This window comes from Mesorhizobium sp. M1423 (genome assembly GCF_040317575.1).
GTDB lineage: Bacteria > Pseudomonadota > Alphaproteobacteria > Rhizobiales > Rhizobiaceae > Mesorhizobium.
Window position 1 is genome coordinate 32,566 of record NZ_JAMYKU010000017.1, and the last position, 15,820, is coordinate 48,385.

A 15,820-nucleotide genomic window follows, 5' to 3' on the forward strand; every position below is an offset into this window, starting at 1 on the left:
TAAGACAAGCCGCCAGAGAACTGGCCTTCCAGAAGCGACGCGGGATCAAGGGCGTCGCCTGGCCGGACGTGACGCGCAGGACAGGGCATCCTTGCAACTGCGACGATCACTCTGGCACGCCGGAGATGCCCAGCGCCTCGACATAACGCTCGGCGAACACCTCGTCCAGCCAAGGGTTGATCTGTCTCTGCAGGGTGAGCGTGTAGGTCGGGAACGCCTTCATAAGACGCCGCGCCGCCGCCTGCGCCTCGTCCAGCCGGTTGAGCTTGACCAGCGCCATGATCACCACCCGGTGCGAGGAGCCGTAGTTCGGCATCTCGTGCAGCGCGCGTTCTCCCCATGCCAGCGCTTCCTCGTAGCGCTCGAGCATCAGGTAGCTCATCCCGATGCCGGAGAGCGCGATGCCCTTCTCGGGGTCGATCGGGCTCAGCCGCATTGCCCTGTGAAAGTGCTCGATGGCGACGAGCGGGCGGCTGGAATGTGCGTTCACCCAGCCGCTGCCCGTATGGCCCTGCGCCGAATTGGGGTTGAGCAGCAGGGATCGCTCGATCGTGCGCAACGCCATCTCGTAGTCCTTCGCGCTGTAGGCGATCACCTGCGCGGCGAAGCGTAGGCTCGTGGGATCGTCGCGCGCTTCCGCCAGTACCTCTCGCGCCATGCGCGCGGCGACTCGGATATCGTCGGGCTCGTGCCAGCACTGGCTCACGGATAGGCTGCGGATATAGGCGCCGAGTGCCTTCGCCAAGTTGAAGCCAGGGTCGATGCTGAGCGCCTCGTTGGTGAGCCGGCGCACGTCGGCAAAGCCTTCGCGCGTCATGCTGTAGAAGCGCGGCAGCGCGCGAAGGTAGAGGTCGTAGGCGCTGATGTACTCGGTCGGTTTCATGCGCGCCTGCTTGATCTCCTGCAGCCGGATGCTCGGTTCGACCGCACCGACGACGCTCTCGGTCACCTTGTCCTGCAGGTCGAAGATGTCGCTCACATCGCCCTCGAAGCGGTCAGTCCAGACATGGTGCCCACTGATCGCGTCCACCAGCTGCCCGCTGATACGCACCCGCGATCCTGCTTTGCGGATGCTCCCTTCTAGCACGTAGCGGACGCCCAGCTCGCGCCCGACCTGGCGCAGGTCTACCGCCCGGCCCTTGTAGGTGAAGGACGAGTTGCGGGCGATCACGAAGAAGGAGTTCACCCGGCTCAATCCCGTGATGATGTCCTCCACCAGCCCGTCGGCGAAGTATTCCTGGTCGGGGTCGCCGCTCATGTTGGTGAAAGGCAGAACCGCGATCGAGGGTTTCTCGGGCAGCGGAGGCGGTGCAGCCAGCGAGGCGCTGGCGTCGGTCTCGACGCGGTAGGCGCGCACAGGCCGCTCGATGTTCTTGAGGCGCAGGTTGCCGAGCGGCGTGAAGCCGCAATCGAGCTTGCCCTGAAGGTGGTCGTAGGCGGTGCCCGAGACGACCACGGTGCCGGGATCGGCGATGCTTTCGAGTCGGGCGGCGATGTTGACCCCGTCACCGTAGAGGTCGCCGTCCTCCTCGCAGACCACGTCGCCGAGATTGACACCGATGCGCAAGCGAATCCGCTCTTCCTCGGGCATCTCCGCCTCATGTTCTGCCAGGGCCTGCTGGATCGCCATCGCCGAGGTCACCGCGTTAACGACGCTCGCGAACTCGCACAGCATGCCGTCGCCGGTGAGCTTGACGATCCGACCCTGGTGCACAGAGACCAGCGGTTCGAGGAGGTCCTTGCGGTACATCTTCAGCCGCTCGAGCGTGCCGCGCTCGTCGCGCTCCGTCAGGCGCGAATAGCCGACCACGTCGCAAGCCATGATCGCTGCGAGGTGGCGCTGCGTGGTCATTGCACCGGCAACCCAAGCGCCTGCACGGGGGCCGCCCCACGTCCGGGTCCTGGCAACTTCCTGACGCCCCATGTGCATCGTATCCATCTTTCCCAGTCGCAGGCCGTTGCCGATACAGAACGGAGAACGCAGCCTGACCTTGCCTTCACGAGATTTCGCTATCCGGCTTGCGAGGCGTGGAGCGTTCCAGTCGCCGTGCCCACGCAGCCTCTGGAGACGCTGACACGTCACTCCCAGAAGGCCGGAGATATTTCCTGTCCTGTGTAACCGGTTGACGCCACCGTGGCGGTGCTTTTGTCACGGCGATGTAACAGCGAGATGCCCTACGAGCGCGCGCATCAGCCATTACACCAGACGTTTGCGCTTAGAGGTGCTGAGGTCGGCAGGTGGCGCGAGCGCGACCTTCAGCATGGTAAGCTGCGATGTCTTCTGTGGATGGCTCCCGCGATGCAAGAGGCGGCTTCATGTCGACCGCGAAGACGACCGTGCTTCCGGCGAACGACACCTCAATACAAATTTGGGCTTGCATTTCGGTCCGCGATTAGACGACTGACGCACTACCGGCAGCGGAGGAATTGCGACATCCAATGTGGGATCCTGTTACGATCCCCGATGGCCATCCGAATAGTGGTTATCCTGGCGCTTCTTTCCGCCTTCGCCTACGGATTCGCAAAACTCGTTGAACGTTATGGCGGCGTTGGCGATCAGCCTTCTCCATGTGAGGAAGGCTCAACCCTTGATTGCCCAGACCGCAATGCGCCGCCACCTTAAACCTGAGCCTAAGCATTCGAGCGCGCTTGGAATAGGAAGTCGCGTTCGCGCCAATCAAGCGGAAGACCAAAGTCTGCACGGCAGAAGCGCGAATTGATGGCTATCATCGTGACATGATAGCGTTGCCGCACCTTGCCCGAGGACGGTGTCTTCGCGCCATTCCATGCACATGCCATGCGTCGCAGTTGCGCCACAAATGCTCAGGGCGCCAGTCCGGCCTTCCCCCCAAGTGACGATCATGGCGTCAGGCGCCGCAGGCTGATGGATGTTGTCTGGTCGGTCATCTTTGATGAAACGTACCGGATGAAGACGCCGAAGGGGGGCGGAAGCCGACTAAGAGCCCGCCAATTTCGTCTAAGTTCATGTCCGCCGTTTGCAAGTAAAAATGCGAAAAGCCACTACGATGCAAGGACTTAGCTTGCTTCTTGAGGCTTCGACCTTTTCTAGCACGCGGTAGTAGTCCGGAGCAGTGGGTCTGAGTGCCCCTATTCTGCTCCTAGTTTTTGACGTTCGGAGACGACTAGATGGCCAAAATCAAGCTAACCAAATCTGCGGTTGACGCCGCCGCCCCGCAGGACCGCGATTACGCATCCGGCAGGGTGAAGACGGTGCAGGGCGCCGCGATGCCGCGCAGCACGTGTTCGCCCAGCGGCACCAGCGGTGTGGTGGTCTCGGCGGCGACCGCGCCCGAGATCAGCACCGAGCGGCCGAGCGGCCGGCATAGCCCCTCCAGCCGGCTGACCAGGTTGACCGCGGGGCCGATGGCGGTGAAATCCAGCCGGTCGACCGCGCCGATATTGCCCCACAGCATCTCGCCGAGATGCAGCGCCGCGCCGAACGGCAGCCGGGGCAGGCCCTGCGCCTGCCGCCCCGCATCGAGATGGGCCATGCCGGCGCGGGCGGCGACGACGGCGCGCAGCGCCGCCTCGCAGGCCTCGGCCGGCGCAGCGGTGACCGGGAAAATCGCCAGCATGCCGTCGCCGATGAATTTCAGCACTTCGCCCCCAAAGGCGTGCACCGCGCCGGCGACGCGGTCGAACCAGGCGTCGAGCGCGGCGATCACCGTCGTGGGCTCGGTTGCCTCGGACAGGGCGGTAAAGCCGCGCAGGTCGGCATAGAGCAGCGCGGCGCGAATGGTTTCTCCGGTGCCGCGGCGCAGGGAGCCGCCCTGCACCCGGGCGGCACTGCGCCGGCCGAGATAAGCCTCGAGCAGCGCTGTCAGCGCCGCCCGCGCCGCAAGTGCGGCAAGGGGCGCCGCGGCGAAGCGCGCGGCCTGGCGCAGCCGGGCAGCCTCGGCGAGGCCGAACGGCCGGGTTCCAGCCCAGCCCAGCACCGGACTATCCGGCGCCCGGCCAACCGGGCCCTCCTGCACCGGGCCGAGCTCCGCCAGCCAGTCGTGCCCGGCCTGGCCGAGCGGACCGCCGGCGAAGCTCAGCGCCTCGATCACCGCCCCGGTCTCCGCCCGCCAAAGCCAGGTGCGGCGGGTGATGATGGGATGCGGCACCGCGAGCGTCAGCGCGCCGCCGGCCAGCGGCAGGCCGTCAGCCAGAAGTCGGCCGCCGAGCTCGGCCAGAAACCGGTCGGGGGCGGCCGAGGCGCCGGCCTCGTCCACCAGCCAGGCGAGAGGCGCGGGCAGATCCATGACGCGATTATGCGGCCACCGCGCCGGCCTGTCATCCGCGCCGTAACGATGCGCAGCCGGCCCGCCGATCTATCCTCCCCCCGCCCCCCGGCGCTTGTACGGTCCGATCCTCGATGGCGCCCGGGTCGACACGCCCTGCGAGCTGGCGTCCGCCGTCAAATTGCAACGGGCTCACGGGCGGCGATATCGCGCGCGGAAGGCCGTCACCCCCTGCCCGTGTGGCCGCATTTGGGATCCGGGCCGGGATCACGCCCGGCTGCAACCTCGCCCAGCCTGCCGAGGTAATGAGCCCAGCCCTCCGCATGGCCGGCGCATTGCTCGGCATTGGGCAGGCCGGTGTGGGTCAGGCGCAGCAGCGTTCCGTCCGGCTGCTCGATCAGATCGATCTCGACCAGGCTCGATCCCGGCGGCACCTCATCGCTCTCTTCCCAGCCGAAGCTGTATGCCAGACGGTGCACCGGCACCACCTCCCGGAAGGAGCCGCGAGCGACGCGAGCCCCGGTAACATTGACGAGATAGAGCCCGCCGGGCTGCGGCTCGAGCTGCGCCTCCGTTCCCATCCAGCGCAGGATCTTCTCCGGATCGGTCAGAAGGGCAAACAGCGCAGCGGGGGGCGCCGGGATGTGTGTCTCGCGGCGGACGACGAGGGCCTCTTGCATCGGCTTCCTCCATAGTTGCGACAGTTGGAGCAATTGTAAACCAGTTGGCTGCTCGTGCGATAGAATAGGATCGGACATCGACTCTGGAGTGACAAGTGTGGCGAGATTCCGATGGGCACTCGCCGATCACAGCCGCGGCGCATGCGCTCCGCTTCGGGAGGCGTTCGAAGCGTTGGGTGCCGCATCCGGGCCGGTGATCTGAACATTCCCCTTCGCGGCGAGATCTTCGGCAAACGAACGGCGGGAGTTGGATATGAGACCGGAAATGTTGCTCGACACAAAGGGTCTCGCCAAGTCGGCCATAGGCGAGTGTTCAGGTTCTGAGCAGCAGGCTTGAACTTCTGTACGACAACCGATCTCGCCTGATCATTCTCCCAATTGACTGCCGAAAATCACCGCCTTCTTACAATTAACTGCCAGCGAGATTTGGCACTTGCAACTCGCGCTGGGGTGTCGACCGCTTCTCTCACGCTCCCCCCATATAGATTTCCATGATCTGCCGGTCGTCGCGCACGTCCCGACGCGTCCCCTCGAAGCGCTTTTCGCCGGCCGCCAGGATGTAAAGCTTGTCCGCAATCGGCATCGCCTCGCGGATGTTCTGCTCCACCATCACAATGCCGATGCCGTGCGCGGTGAGGGTGGTAATGCGTTCGAGCGTCTCGATGACCATGGCCGGCGACAATCCGGCGGAAGGCTCGTCCAGCAGAATGAAGCGCGGTTCCGAAACCAGTGCCCGCGCCAGCGCAAGCATTGCCTGCTCGCCGCCCGAAAGCGAACCGGCCGGGGTACGCCGCCGCCGTGCTAAAGAGGGATATTGCTCGATCAGCGCTTCGATGCGCTGCTCGACTATCTGCCGGTCCGCGATGGCGTAGCCACCCATGCGCAAATTCTCCATCACTGTCAGGCGCGGAAACACACCGCCGCCCTGCGGCATCAACACTAGCCCCTGGCGCACCACTTCATGGACGGCAAGGTTGGAGAGTGTTGATTCACCCAGGCGCGCCGTACCGCTCCACACCGGCAGCGCGCCGACAATGGCCTTGAGCAGGGTCGACTTGCCACTGCCGTTCGGCCCGAAGATGCAGGTAATCTTGCCAGCTTCCGCGCTCAGCGAGACGCCATGGACGATCTCCTGCTTGCCGTAGCCGGTAACGATGTTGTCGGCGGTGAGCGTGGTGCTCATTGCGGCCGCCCCAGATAGGTCTGCATAACCTCCGAATTGCGAACGATGTCGTTGAAACGCCCGGTGGCCACGACACGGCCTGCATCCATGACGATGATGCGGTCGCACACGTTCCGCACCATTTCCATGTCGTGCTCGATGACGAGGACGGTGGTGCCGCGCTCGCGCAGCCGCGCGATGGCCTCCACGATGATCTTGCGGATGCTGGGATGCACGCCCGCTGTCACCTCGTCGAGCAGAATGAGCGAGGCCTGGCGCATCACAACGCGCCCGAACTCCAGCAGTTTCTGCTGGCCTCCCGAAAGATCGGATGCGCGGTTGTCTGCGACATGCTCCAGCTTGAGCAGCGCCAGCGTATCGGCCGCCCGTTCGCGCGCGCCCCGCCAGTGGCCCTCGGCCGCAGCCGCCAGCAGGTTTTCGGTGACGCTCATATTGTCGAACATGGCCGGAATCTGGAAGGTGCGAGCAAGCCCCAGCCGCGCGATCGCGTGAGCCTTTCGGCCGCCGATTTCGTGACCGTCGAAGCGGATCTGGCCACGATCCGGCGTCACCGTGCCCGATATCAGGTTGAACAGAGTCGACTTGCCAGACCCGTTAGGCCCGATCAGGCCGGCGATCTCGCGCCGACCTACGTCCAGGGAGACACCGTTGACGGCCTTGATGCCGCCGAAATGGCAGTGGAGTTCGCGCACGACGAGAATAGGTTCGCCGGTGCCAGCCGTTTTGCCCTCGGCGGCGCTCAACTGGGCCGTCCCGGGCCGCCGCCGACAAGATTGCCGACCGCCTTGTCCAGCACGGCGCCAGACTTGGCCACGCGCCTCGAAAACATGCCGGCGATGCCGTTCGGCAGGAACAGCACCACCAGCACGATGGCCGCGCCCAATATGGCGATATAGAAGGCGGTGTCACCCCAGTACATCCAGATGATGCGGTTTACGACAAAGAGCGCCACACCGCCCAATGCCGGCCCCCACAGGCTGCCCAGCCCGCCCAGCAGCACCATCACCACCATCTGATCGGTGATGTCGCCGCCGAAGACGCTTTTCGGATTGATGAACGTGACCCAGTAGGCGAAGATCGCGCCGAATACCGAGGCGGTGACGGCACTGAGCACGAAGGTCTGCAGCTTGACCAGCGAAGTATTGATACCGATAGCCTCGGCCGCCGGCTCATGATCGCGCAGTGCCTTGACCTTCAGCCCGAAACGCGAGCGCTCGAACAGCGCCCACGTAATGAGATAGGTGAGCGCAGCCGCGCCGAACATGGCGAAGTAGAAGAAGCGCTCGTCAAGAAAGGGCGGCAGCCCAATACCGCCGATGCCGCCGGTGAAGTCCATCACCGAGGCGAACTGTATGAGCACCTCGGCGAAGGCCCAGGTGGCTATGGCGAAATAGGCGCCGCGCAGGCGCAGCGTCGGCGCGCCGATGATGATGGCAAACAGCGCCGTCACCACGATACCGGCCGGGAGGGTGGCGAAGAAGGGCCAGGCGAGCCTGTCGCCCATCAGCAGCGCCGTAACATAGGCGCCGAGCCCGAAGAAGGCCGAATGGCCGAAATTGATGTAGCCGGCATAGCCGCCGAGCATGTTCCAGGAGCAGGCCAGCCCCGCCCACATCAGCGCGCCGGTGGCAATGCGCAGCCAGTAGTTGTTGACCAGCATCGGCAGCAGCGCCAGCACAACGATTACGGCGATCAGCAGGAGGAGGACGGCCCAGCGTGGCTTCATGTCCCGCCTCACAACCCGTGCCGCAGGATCCCGCGCGGAGACACGAGAAGGACGAGGAATAGGGTGCCAAAGATCGCCAGCAGCGAATAGCTCGACCCGACATAGGTCGCGACGAAGGCTTCGATGACGCCGAGCAGCAGCGCGGCGACGAGGGCACCGCCGACGGAGCCCAAGCCGGCAAGCACAGCCACGAAAAATGCGAATAGAGTATAGCGCAGGCCGACTTCCGGGTTCACTGAAAAGATTGCACCCATTAGTACGCCGGCCATGGCAGTGATGCCTGCGTAGAGCCCGTAAACAGTGGCGCTGAGGCGGCGGATGTTGACGCCCATCAGTGCGGCGTTCTGCCGGTTTTCAGCCGTCGCTCTGATCGCCAACCCATAGCGGGTGTGGTAGAGGAACAGGAACAGTCCGCCGGCGATGGCGATCGCGAAGACCGCCGCGGCCACGCGGATCAGTGGCACCGTCACGGGCCCGACGGCGAGGCTCTCGCCGCTCAACACGGTCGGCACGCTGTGGGTATTGAAGCCCCACGCGGTCAGCATGCCGCCGCGCACCAGCGTGAACAGGCCGAAGGTCAACGCCAGCGCCATCAATTCCGGCCGCGCCGTGCGGCTGTTGCGGACATTGTAGAGGATCGGCCCAATCAGATAGCCGATGGCGCCGAACAGCATGAAGGCCACGGGGATCGCCAGGAATCCGTCGACACCCAGTCCGGCACCCATATAGTAGCCGAGATAGCCGCCCAGCACGACCCAGCCGCCCACCGCGAAATCGATGACATGCAGCACGCCGAAAGCTAGCTGGAAACCGATCGTAAAAGTGGCGATGACGCCACCGATCAGAAGGCCGTTCAGCAAGGTCTGTAGGAATAGATCCAACGCGGGAACCGTCCGTCAGCCAACGAAAGAGCGGAGTGCCGCGGCAAAGCGGCCGTACACACGATAGCATGGTCCGTCATTTTCCGAGCACGCGCAACCACCGTCATTGCGCCGGGCAAGGGTGATGGCGACGAGGCCGCCCCCACCCTGTCCAGAACCGGCTATTTCCAAGCTGGCAGCGGGTAGGTGAGGTCCGCTGCCGCGGCCTCTTTCGGCCCCACCGCTACGGTCTTGCCGCCCTGAATCTGAATCAGCACCGGCACCGGCTGGACGTTGTCGTGGTAGTGGTTGCCTTCCTTCTCGAACTTGATCGGTCCATAGAAGGTCTGGATGTCGGTCGCGGCTATCGCGTCCTTAAGAGCCACCCTGTCTTCAGGCGTGAGCCCCGGCTTCTTGCCAAGCCGCTTGACGGCATCGCCGAAAACGAGACCGCTGGCCGCGCAGGCCGCTTCGGTATAGTCGGGCTCGTGCCCGGACTTCTTTTGCGCCATCTCGGCAAACTCCTTTGCGGTGCCGAAGAGGTCGTCCTTATATGGAACTGACGGCAGCCACACGGAGACGCCGCAGGTGCCGTCGGCGTCCGCGGCGAGCGCCTGGGCGAAGGCCGGGTCGGTGACGCCATAGTGCATTATCAGCGCCTTGGGCCGGAAGTTCAGCGACTTGGAGGTCTTGACGACATTGATCAGCGGCTCCTCATGGCCGCCGACGGCGACGATATCGGGATTGAGCGCTGCGATCTTAGAGATGACGGGGGTAAGGTCGCCAGAGGCCGGCACCAATTCGTAGGCGACGACTTCCAATCCGGCCTCCTTGGCCCCGTCGCGAAAACCTTCGCCGGTTTCCTTCGAGAAGGGTTCGTTGACGCCGATCACAGCAATCGTCTTGGCCATGGGGTTAGACAGTTTCGCCAGCACGGCCAGCGATTTACCCGCAGTGGTGTCCACGGCCGGGATGATGCCGAAGTTGAATTCCGGCTTGGCCTTCCAGACGTTTGGGGATTCCGCGGAGCCGGAAATCATCGGCACCTGGTACTTCTGGCAAATCGGCTGCACGGCGATAGTCGAGCCGCTGGTGTAAGGGCCGAATAGCACGTCGACCTCATTCTGGACGATCAGGCGCTCGGCGGCATCGGCGCCGGTCGCCGGGTTGCTTTGGTCGTCACCGTAGAACATGTCGACCTTGAAACGCTCGCCGGCGACTTCAACCCCGCCCTTGGCGTTGACGGCCTCCGCCCATAGGTCGTAACCGCGTTTGGTCAGGTTGCCGCCGAGGATGTTCTCGCCCGACAGCGAGGTGATAACGCCGGCCTTGAATGTCGTCACCTGCGCGCATGCCGCTCGCACAAACGGGCCCAACGGGCCGGCTGCGAAGGCGCCGGCGCTGACGCCGAGGAACCGACGGCGCGAAAAACGTTTGCTGTTCGTGAACATCACTCAACTCCCTTCATCCGTTATCAGATTGGAAACCGACGATATCTCCTGTTTATACCACTGTATGCCTTTTGTGCGGACAGAGAAGATATGCCTGGGTCAACAGGCAATGCGTAAGGCGGCTTCGGGTCATCAACGCGTAGAGGCGCCGCAGGCTGTGGATGCTCAATGCCTCGTCGTGCACCAGCTTCGTCGACGTATGCCTTTTGGGCGCCATTGGCGCCGCGAGCAGTTGTAGACGCGGCTCCTATTCTGCACCTAGACAAGTTTGCGAGGCATCAAGGAACGAAGGTCTAGTCATTAAGACATTGATTTTTCTATTGATTTATGTTCCTCGCGACGCTCCGTCGCATGGTAGACAAACCACTTTTTGAGAGGCAAGGCGCGAGATAGCCCTCGGATCATGGTCGCGGAGGGGTGGGATTCGCCGATCATGGCCTCGTCGCCAAGATGACGCCTTCGGCAGCCTTTTGATTTCTTTAAAACGGTCGCCGCAGTTTCGAAGATGGAGCCCCACGGAACCAAATCTGTCCGCTCGCGTCCGGGTTGGCTGGGCAAAGCCGGCCCGGCGCCCGAAGGCAGGCCCAAGCGGACAAGCGTGGCAACAATGCTTTCATTCCAAATTGGGTTACTCGGGCCGTTCTGCCACAAAGAGAGTATCGGAGAGAAGCCCAAGCCGGTCGCGATCCGCGGCGGGTATACGATCTGAATTTATTCGGGTGACCGTAAAGCCGGCGTCCTCGATACGCTCCTTGATATCCGGTCCGTAGGCTCGCACGTGATCCGATCCACCAAAGCGCTCGTCGCGCTCGCTCAGTGACATAGATGGCGTCGCTTCGATCGTTTGGCGATAAATAAGCGGCACCTGGATCCAGACCTGCCCTCGGGGCTTAAGAGATGACCAAAGTTGCCGAAACACATGCCGATCATCAGGTACGTGTTCCATGACATGACTTAAGACGACGATATCGAGATCGCTGGTGCGACGCATGTCCATCAGGTCAATTTTCACGGTATCGGGCCCGTACCGTCCCGGCTCGAAATCGGCTTTGATTAGATTGCCCGCTTGAGAGAGTCTCTTTGAAAGACCCTTCTCGCTCGGCGCAATCTGGAGAATTTCAAGCTGCCCCGCCGGCAACTTGATAAGCCTACGGTCTAGAGCACAAATCAAAAACCGCTCACGATCCACGGCATGACAAAGCGGGCAGATAAGAGTGTACGCTCCGAAACGGTAAAAAGCCGCTACATCGCGATCGCAGGCATTGCAGTGATGAGCCTTGCTCGTCGGGAGGTGCGTCAGGGCAAAGGCTCTGAGCCAATCTCGGTACGAATGAAGTTTGCGTGTGACCCGCCGTACTGTGATACGATCACCATAGCTGCGAAAAAGAGATAGAAGTCGGCTCTCTCGAACATTGTTCTTCCTTGATGGTTTCAGCATGTCGCCTCTAAGGTTTTTTCACCCAGGGGACGATAATTAGCGCCAGCTGATATGAAGTCGAGTCTGCGGAGCAGCCAGTGCTCCCGATCGGTCGCTGACGATGCAGGGCGTGGGAGCCAGGCCCTCGCGCTAACGCTGGGACAGCGGCCAGCAGGAACACGCGCTGGCGGGGCTGCTAGTCCTAGTTGTCCTATTCGAACCCCGCCTTTGAAGAGAAAAATTCGATCATCGTCATTGCTGCGCCTTGCCCGCTGCTCCTCGACAATGGCCCGCATCGTCAAATTCGCCGGCCACTCGCTGCGCGTTGACCTCGTCGGCCGAGGTCGACGATCGCTATGTGCAAAAACAGCTCGGCCATAACTCCTCGGAGATGACCCGCCGCTATCAGCGCCGCAGAGATCGCTTCCGCATCAACCTGACCAGGGCTTCCGACCTCTAACGAGGCAAAAAACCCCTCCTCTGCCGTTATTCCGCCGCTCAGGTTCGCGCGAACGGCCTCACCCTGAGCGCCAAAAGACTGGTTTTCGGCCATTCGGGCTGCCCCGGAGCCTCCGGGCCTGTTTCATCGCCAGGACAGCTGGTCTTTCGGCAGCCGACCGCTCGGATCGAACACGTTCACTTTGTGCGGAAGATCGGGACCCCAGTCCCATAGCACCAGATTGCGGTCTTCCGTCTCCGCGCCCGGAGCAAAACTCGGCACCAGAATTCCAGCGATGCCTTCAGGCCGCAGCCGGTCATAGATGGACCAGGATGCAGGTCGCTCTCCGTTGCTGAGAGCCGTGGCCCAGGCGCTCCCCATGTCCGCAAGCGTGACAGAAGATTCTCCCCTCCCCTGCTCGGTTGTCAGATCAGTGATGTCCTCGCAGTCCACCTCATAAGAGCACAGCACGCAGGGGTCGATGCGATGCGCGAAGCCCTGGTTGGCTTCCTTGACAGCCGTCATGACGGTCAGCGCCAGATATAGCGCGGGCACACCTTTGGGATTGAATCGAGCGCCCCTGATCGCCGCTCCATCACCGGAACTCGGCTTGAATGCCCAACGTGGATCATGCGCCCTGTAGCAGGTTCCGACAAACCTCAAGCAAAGCCACCCAGGGCCATGTGATCGAGGTAGTCGCGAATAGCAGCGGCCTTGCCGTCCTTCACGAGGGCTTCGGCGGTGCGTCCACCGAATGCCGGCAGCGGCTGGGCTCGGTACCAGGCCATGGCCTGTTCCTTGCCTCCCGCCCAATCCGTCACGCGGCTGATGATTTCGAGCATCTCGCGCAGACGCCCCTGCGTCTTTGCCGTGCGGCTGCGCTCCAGCCGATAGAGGGTTTCGCGGGCAAGCCCGGCCGTCTGAGCCAACTGACCCTTGGACATTCCAAAGCTGTCGGCCACCTGGTCAACGGCAATTTTCCCGGCACGGTCCATATAGGACAAAACCAGGGGTTCATTCTGCATGGATTTCTTGAGGGCTTGCCCCATGGAGTTCCTTGTCATATTAGCAGCCGTATTTACTGTGCAAAACATATGGCGCTTTTCGACTGGTTTCAAGCCCCCGAGCGCATGGCGTTGTTTGGCGGCTTCTGGACGCGTGCCCCGGGCGACAGCACCCGCCAGATCTCGTTCAGCGGGCATGTCACCTTCGTCCTCCAGGGAATTCGTTTTCGCAAGGACGGCACACTCGGCAAATTGCACGAAACGCTGACGTTGTCTTTCAAAGACGAAGGCAAGCGGAGGGAGGAGGTTGGTGGCCGATCAAAAGTTTGAGCGATATCCTCGTGATGTGCGCGATTGGCGCCGCGAGCAGTTGGGTTCGGTGTCTCGCGACACTCCGGCGCATGGTAGACAAACCCCGTTTAGGAAACGAACGTCCGTCCCGACGGAGGGACTGCGCGATTCAGATGTCCGGATCGTCGAGAATGCGAGAGATCGTGCTGCGCCCCAGCGCACTCATGGCGGGGTTGGTGCGATGGTAATACCAGACGAGACCCATTGCCTGCTGGAATGCCCAAGCAACACCACGCTTCCACCAAAGATCTTCAACCTGAAGGCCGCACCGAAAGGTCGCTCTTCGCTCGCGGTCTAGAAGATGCCACGCGACTACCAAATCTAGCGACGGGTCGGCTGGTCCGAAACTGCCGCCATCAAGCACTCCGACAAGACGCCCGCCCTGCACGAGAAGGTTTGCTGGGATAAGGTCCCTATGAGTCATCACGACAGGCCCAGCGGATGGCAACTCCCGGAAGCGAGTCCACAAATCGCGCAGTCGAGCCACATCAAGAAGGCCCTCGCTGTTTTCAAAGCAAACACTCATCCAATCGTCATGATCGGAGAGATGTCCACCACGTCCTTGCCCGTCGAAGCGTCGGCCCCGTGTGTCCGCTTGGCGCAACGATGCCACGAGGTGTACAAGGTCTAGGGCGAACGTCGTCGATCCACTTAGCCCGTGCGGCGTGGCAACCTCGCCTTCGATCCAAGTTTGTAACGCCCATGGCATTGGGTAGTGAGGACCTGGCTCGCCGAGCCCAATCGGTTGAGGCGTCGGAAATAAGCAATGTTCCCCAATCTCGACCATGGCAGCGGCCTCTGACCGAAGCATATTGGCGCATTCGGTCGGATTCATCGCCCTCAGTGGGAACCGCGCCGTGCTCTTCGAGCCAATGCGGAAGATGACATTGACGGTTCCCGACGATCTAACTGAGGTGATGTCTTCATGACGATACTGGGGAAACTGGTCGCGGATCATCTGGCGGGCGATATCGATGTCGATATCCACCTGGTCGTCATGCATCATGAGTTCTCGTCCTGCCGAGCTCGAATATGCGCAGCACCCGAGGCATTCCACACTCTTGTCCTACCTCCACCGATGCCATCAAAATCTCCCTTGCGGCGCTTCGCTTGGCATAGATGCCGACGCCCAGAAATTTTCGCCACGATACCTCAGCCCGCCGATCGCGGTCTATGAGCATCAGGCAGAGGTCCCCCTATTCCCAGGGAGTAAACCGTGGCGACGCGCAGATCGCCGGCGGCCTCGGCAGCATGATGGATGCGTCGATGTCGGGCCACGTCGGCAATGTCGACAATCGCGAGCGCGATGGTGAGTGTCTTTGCTTCAGCACGCCGCGAATGACCGGACGGTAGATCCCAGATCAGGAACCGATTGATAGGGTTCTTGTGCTCCGGGACGCTAAGCAGAGCTTGCAAATGATGGTGTCCCGGGCGTGACGATCAGGCTTGCCGGTAAAACAGCGCCCGTCCGGTCGGAATTAGCTGAAGAAGATAATCGAAGTCGCTGATGTTCGCTGTGAGTACCGTGAACCCTAGCTTCTGCGCCTGCAGGAACAAGACACAATCCTGAAGCGCGCGGAGGCGAGCATCTTTCTGGTAGCCCTGAAGGCGGCACATGATGCCGGACAGCAGCGCAGCTTTTCCAAGCACGTCCGTATCCGGTGCGAAGACACGATGCGGGTGCATGCCGCGAACGGTAGCGCCAATCTGTTTGATTGCAGTCTTTGTACCGGGATGCTTGGGGTCCAGCACGCCGACGGTGTGCATGAGTTTCTGGATGGCAACCGTCGAATGATTACTCAGTCTGAGATCGAGCAGATCGGCGACAACATCCGGGGCGTGGCTCTGCAAACCATCAATGTAGACACAGGTATCCAGCATCAGCTCTTGCCCCGCCTCGGCAGTATCACCGAGGAACGGAAGGTCGTCGTCCTTGCGGCGAGACAGCCTTTCCTGAGGATCGAATCGTGCCCAGCGGACAGAACTGGCAAAATCAAAGTCAGTCAACTCAGAACCCGAGCTTAAGCGTCGGATCGACGGTGCCTCTGGTCTTTCTGAACGTCTGTCCGAAATTGTCGTCGAGGGCGACATTGGCGAGGGCGAATTCGATCAAGTCGGTGTCAGTCTTGATCCCGGTCTGCTTCTTGGCTTTTTCGATCAGCGCCGGACTGATACGACCACCGATCCGCGTGCTCTTCTCACCCAGCAGACCAGAACGTTCCGCCGCCTTCATGACGGCCTCAACACGGGTTCTGCTGACCGCGACAGACTTGCCGGTCTTTGTTGCCCGACCAGTCTTCGGAAGTGGCTCGCCGGCCTTCCTCGTCATTTCGATTATATCGGCCATACCGGCGCGCTTCTGAATGGCAAATCTCCCTTGCCGTTCCGCGCCACCACCCGTGTGTTTCTTCCTCGCTGCCTTCGCCATGACGCAGCCTCCAATGTCTGACATTTCACGATTTCGT

At 62.1% G+C, this 15,820-nt stretch carries 16 protein-coding genes and 1 pseudogene; 3 read left to right on the plus strand and 14 right to left on the minus strand.

Annotation, left to right across the window (positions count from 1 at the left end; translation table 11 throughout):
• Positions 1–106: 106 nt before the first annotated feature.
• The 9 genes from NKG95_RS20900 to NKG95_RS20940 all read right to left on the minus strand — a co-directional run bounded on the left by NKG95_RS20900 (position 107) and on the right by NKG95_RS20940 (position 11,582).
• Positions 107–1,852: an adenylate/guanylate cyclase domain-containing protein gene (locus NKG95_RS20900; RefSeq protein WP_352818071.1), complete on the minus strand. Its 1,746-nt coding sequence runs from the start codon at positions 1,850–1,852 to the stop codon at positions 107–109.
• Between the two features lie 1,354 nt (positions 1,853–3,206).
• On the minus strand, positions 3,207–4,265 hold the full coding sequence (locus tag NKG95_RS20905) for an adenylate/guanylate cyclase domain-containing protein (protein ID WP_353042302.1): 1,059 nt from the start codon (positions 4,263–4,265) through the stop codon (positions 3,207–3,209).
• Between the two features lie 203 nt (positions 4,266–4,468).
• Positions 4,469–4,924 (minus strand): SRPBCC family protein, encoded by a 456-nt coding sequence (locus NKG95_RS20910; protein WP_353042304.1) that lies wholly within the window; start codon positions 4,922–4,924, stop codon positions 4,469–4,471.
• A gap of 466 nt (positions 4,925–5,390) precedes the next feature.
• Positions 5,391–6,107, minus strand: a complete 717-nt coding sequence (locus NKG95_RS20915) for an ABC transporter ATP-binding protein (protein WP_353042306.1) — start codon at positions 6,105–6,107, stop codon at positions 5,391–5,393.
• Positions 6,104–6,850, minus strand: a complete 747-nt coding sequence (locus tag NKG95_RS20920; RefSeq protein ID WP_353042308.1) for an ABC transporter ATP-binding protein — start codon at positions 6,848–6,850, stop codon at positions 6,104–6,106. The genes NKG95_RS20915 and NKG95_RS20920 overlap by 4 nt, the downstream gene beginning before the upstream one ends.
• The gene (locus tag NKG95_RS20925) at positions 6,847–7,833 is read right to left on the minus strand and encodes a branched-chain amino acid ABC transporter permease (RefSeq protein WP_352642002.1); all 987 of its coding nucleotides are present in this window, start codon (positions 7,831–7,833) and stop codon (positions 6,847–6,849) included. Before NKG95_RS20925 ends, NKG95_RS20920 begins: the two co-directional genes overlap by 4 nt.
• Positions 7,834–7,841: 8 nt before the next feature.
• The gene (locus tag NKG95_RS20930) at positions 7,842–8,714 is read right to left on the minus strand and encodes a branched-chain amino acid ABC transporter permease (protein ID WP_353042310.1); all 873 of its coding nucleotides are present in this window, start codon (positions 8,712–8,714) and stop codon (positions 7,842–7,844) included.
• Positions 8,715–8,875: 161 nt separating this feature from the next.
• Positions 8,876–10,144 (minus strand): amino acid ABC transporter substrate-binding protein, encoded by a 1,269-nt coding sequence (locus tag NKG95_RS20935; protein WP_353042312.1) that lies wholly within the window; start codon positions 10,142–10,144, stop codon positions 8,876–8,878.
• 628 nt (positions 10,145–10,772) lie between these two features.
• Positions 10,773–11,582: a class I SAM-dependent methyltransferase gene (locus NKG95_RS20940; RefSeq protein ID WP_084643179.1), complete on the minus strand. Its 810-nt coding sequence runs from the start codon at positions 11,580–11,582 to the stop codon at positions 10,773–10,775.
• Between the two features lie 270 nt (positions 11,583–11,852).
• Here NKG95_RS20940 and NKG95_RS20945 point away from each other — a divergent pair.
• Positions 11,853–12,021 (plus strand): annotated as a pseudogene (locus NKG95_RS20945) (integrase); the annotation flags it as partial.
• A 123-nt stretch (positions 12,022–12,144) separates the two neighbouring features.
• Here NKG95_RS20945 and NKG95_RS20950 read toward each other — a convergent pair.
• Positions 12,145–12,663 carry an RES family NAD+ phosphorylase gene (locus NKG95_RS20950; RefSeq protein ID WP_352496553.1) on the minus strand — a complete coding sequence of 173 codons (519 nt, stop codon included), beginning with the start codon at positions 12,661–12,663 and terminating at the stop codon, positions 12,145–12,147.
• The gene (locus tag NKG95_RS20955; RefSeq protein WP_031195508.1) at positions 12,660–13,049 is read right to left on the minus strand and encodes an antitoxin Xre/MbcA/ParS toxin-binding domain-containing protein; all 390 of its coding nucleotides are present in this window, start codon (positions 13,047–13,049) and stop codon (positions 12,660–12,662) included. Before NKG95_RS20955 ends, NKG95_RS20950 begins: the two co-directional genes overlap by 4 nt.
• 45 nt (positions 13,050–13,094) lie before the next feature.
• Between NKG95_RS20955 and NKG95_RS20960 the strand changes: the two genes are divergently transcribed.
• Positions 13,095–13,334, plus strand: a complete 240-nt coding sequence (locus NKG95_RS20960; protein ID WP_353042314.1) for a hypothetical protein — start codon at positions 13,095–13,097, stop codon at positions 13,332–13,334.
• Positions 13,335–13,464: 130 nt separating this feature from the next.
• Here NKG95_RS20960 and NKG95_RS20965 read toward each other — a convergent pair whose 3' ends face one another.
• Positions 13,465–14,361 carry an aminoglycoside phosphotransferase family protein gene (locus tag NKG95_RS20965; RefSeq protein WP_353012879.1) on the minus strand — a complete coding sequence of 299 codons (897 nt, stop codon included), beginning with the start codon at positions 14,359–14,361 and terminating at the stop codon, positions 13,465–13,467.
• A 167-nt stretch (positions 14,362–14,528) separates the two neighbouring features.
• Between NKG95_RS20965 and NKG95_RS20970 the strand changes: the two genes are divergently transcribed.
• A complete protein-coding gene (locus NKG95_RS20970) occupies positions 14,529–14,708 on the plus strand; it encodes a hypothetical protein (RefSeq protein WP_353042316.1) in 180 nt (59 codons plus the stop codon).
• A gap of 87 nt (positions 14,709–14,795) precedes the next feature.
• Here the strand turns inward: NKG95_RS20970 and NKG95_RS20975 are convergent, their stop codons facing one another.
• A complete protein-coding gene (locus NKG95_RS20975; protein WP_352496462.1) occupies positions 14,796–15,362 on the minus strand; it encodes a type II toxin-antitoxin system VapC family toxin in 567 nt (188 codons plus the stop codon).
• Position 15,363: 1 nt separating this feature from the next.
• Positions 15,364–15,783 (minus strand): hypothetical protein, encoded by a 420-nt coding sequence (locus NKG95_RS20980; RefSeq protein WP_352484302.1) that lies wholly within the window; start codon positions 15,781–15,783, stop codon positions 15,364–15,366.
• Positions 15,784–15,820: the final 37 nt, after the last annotated feature.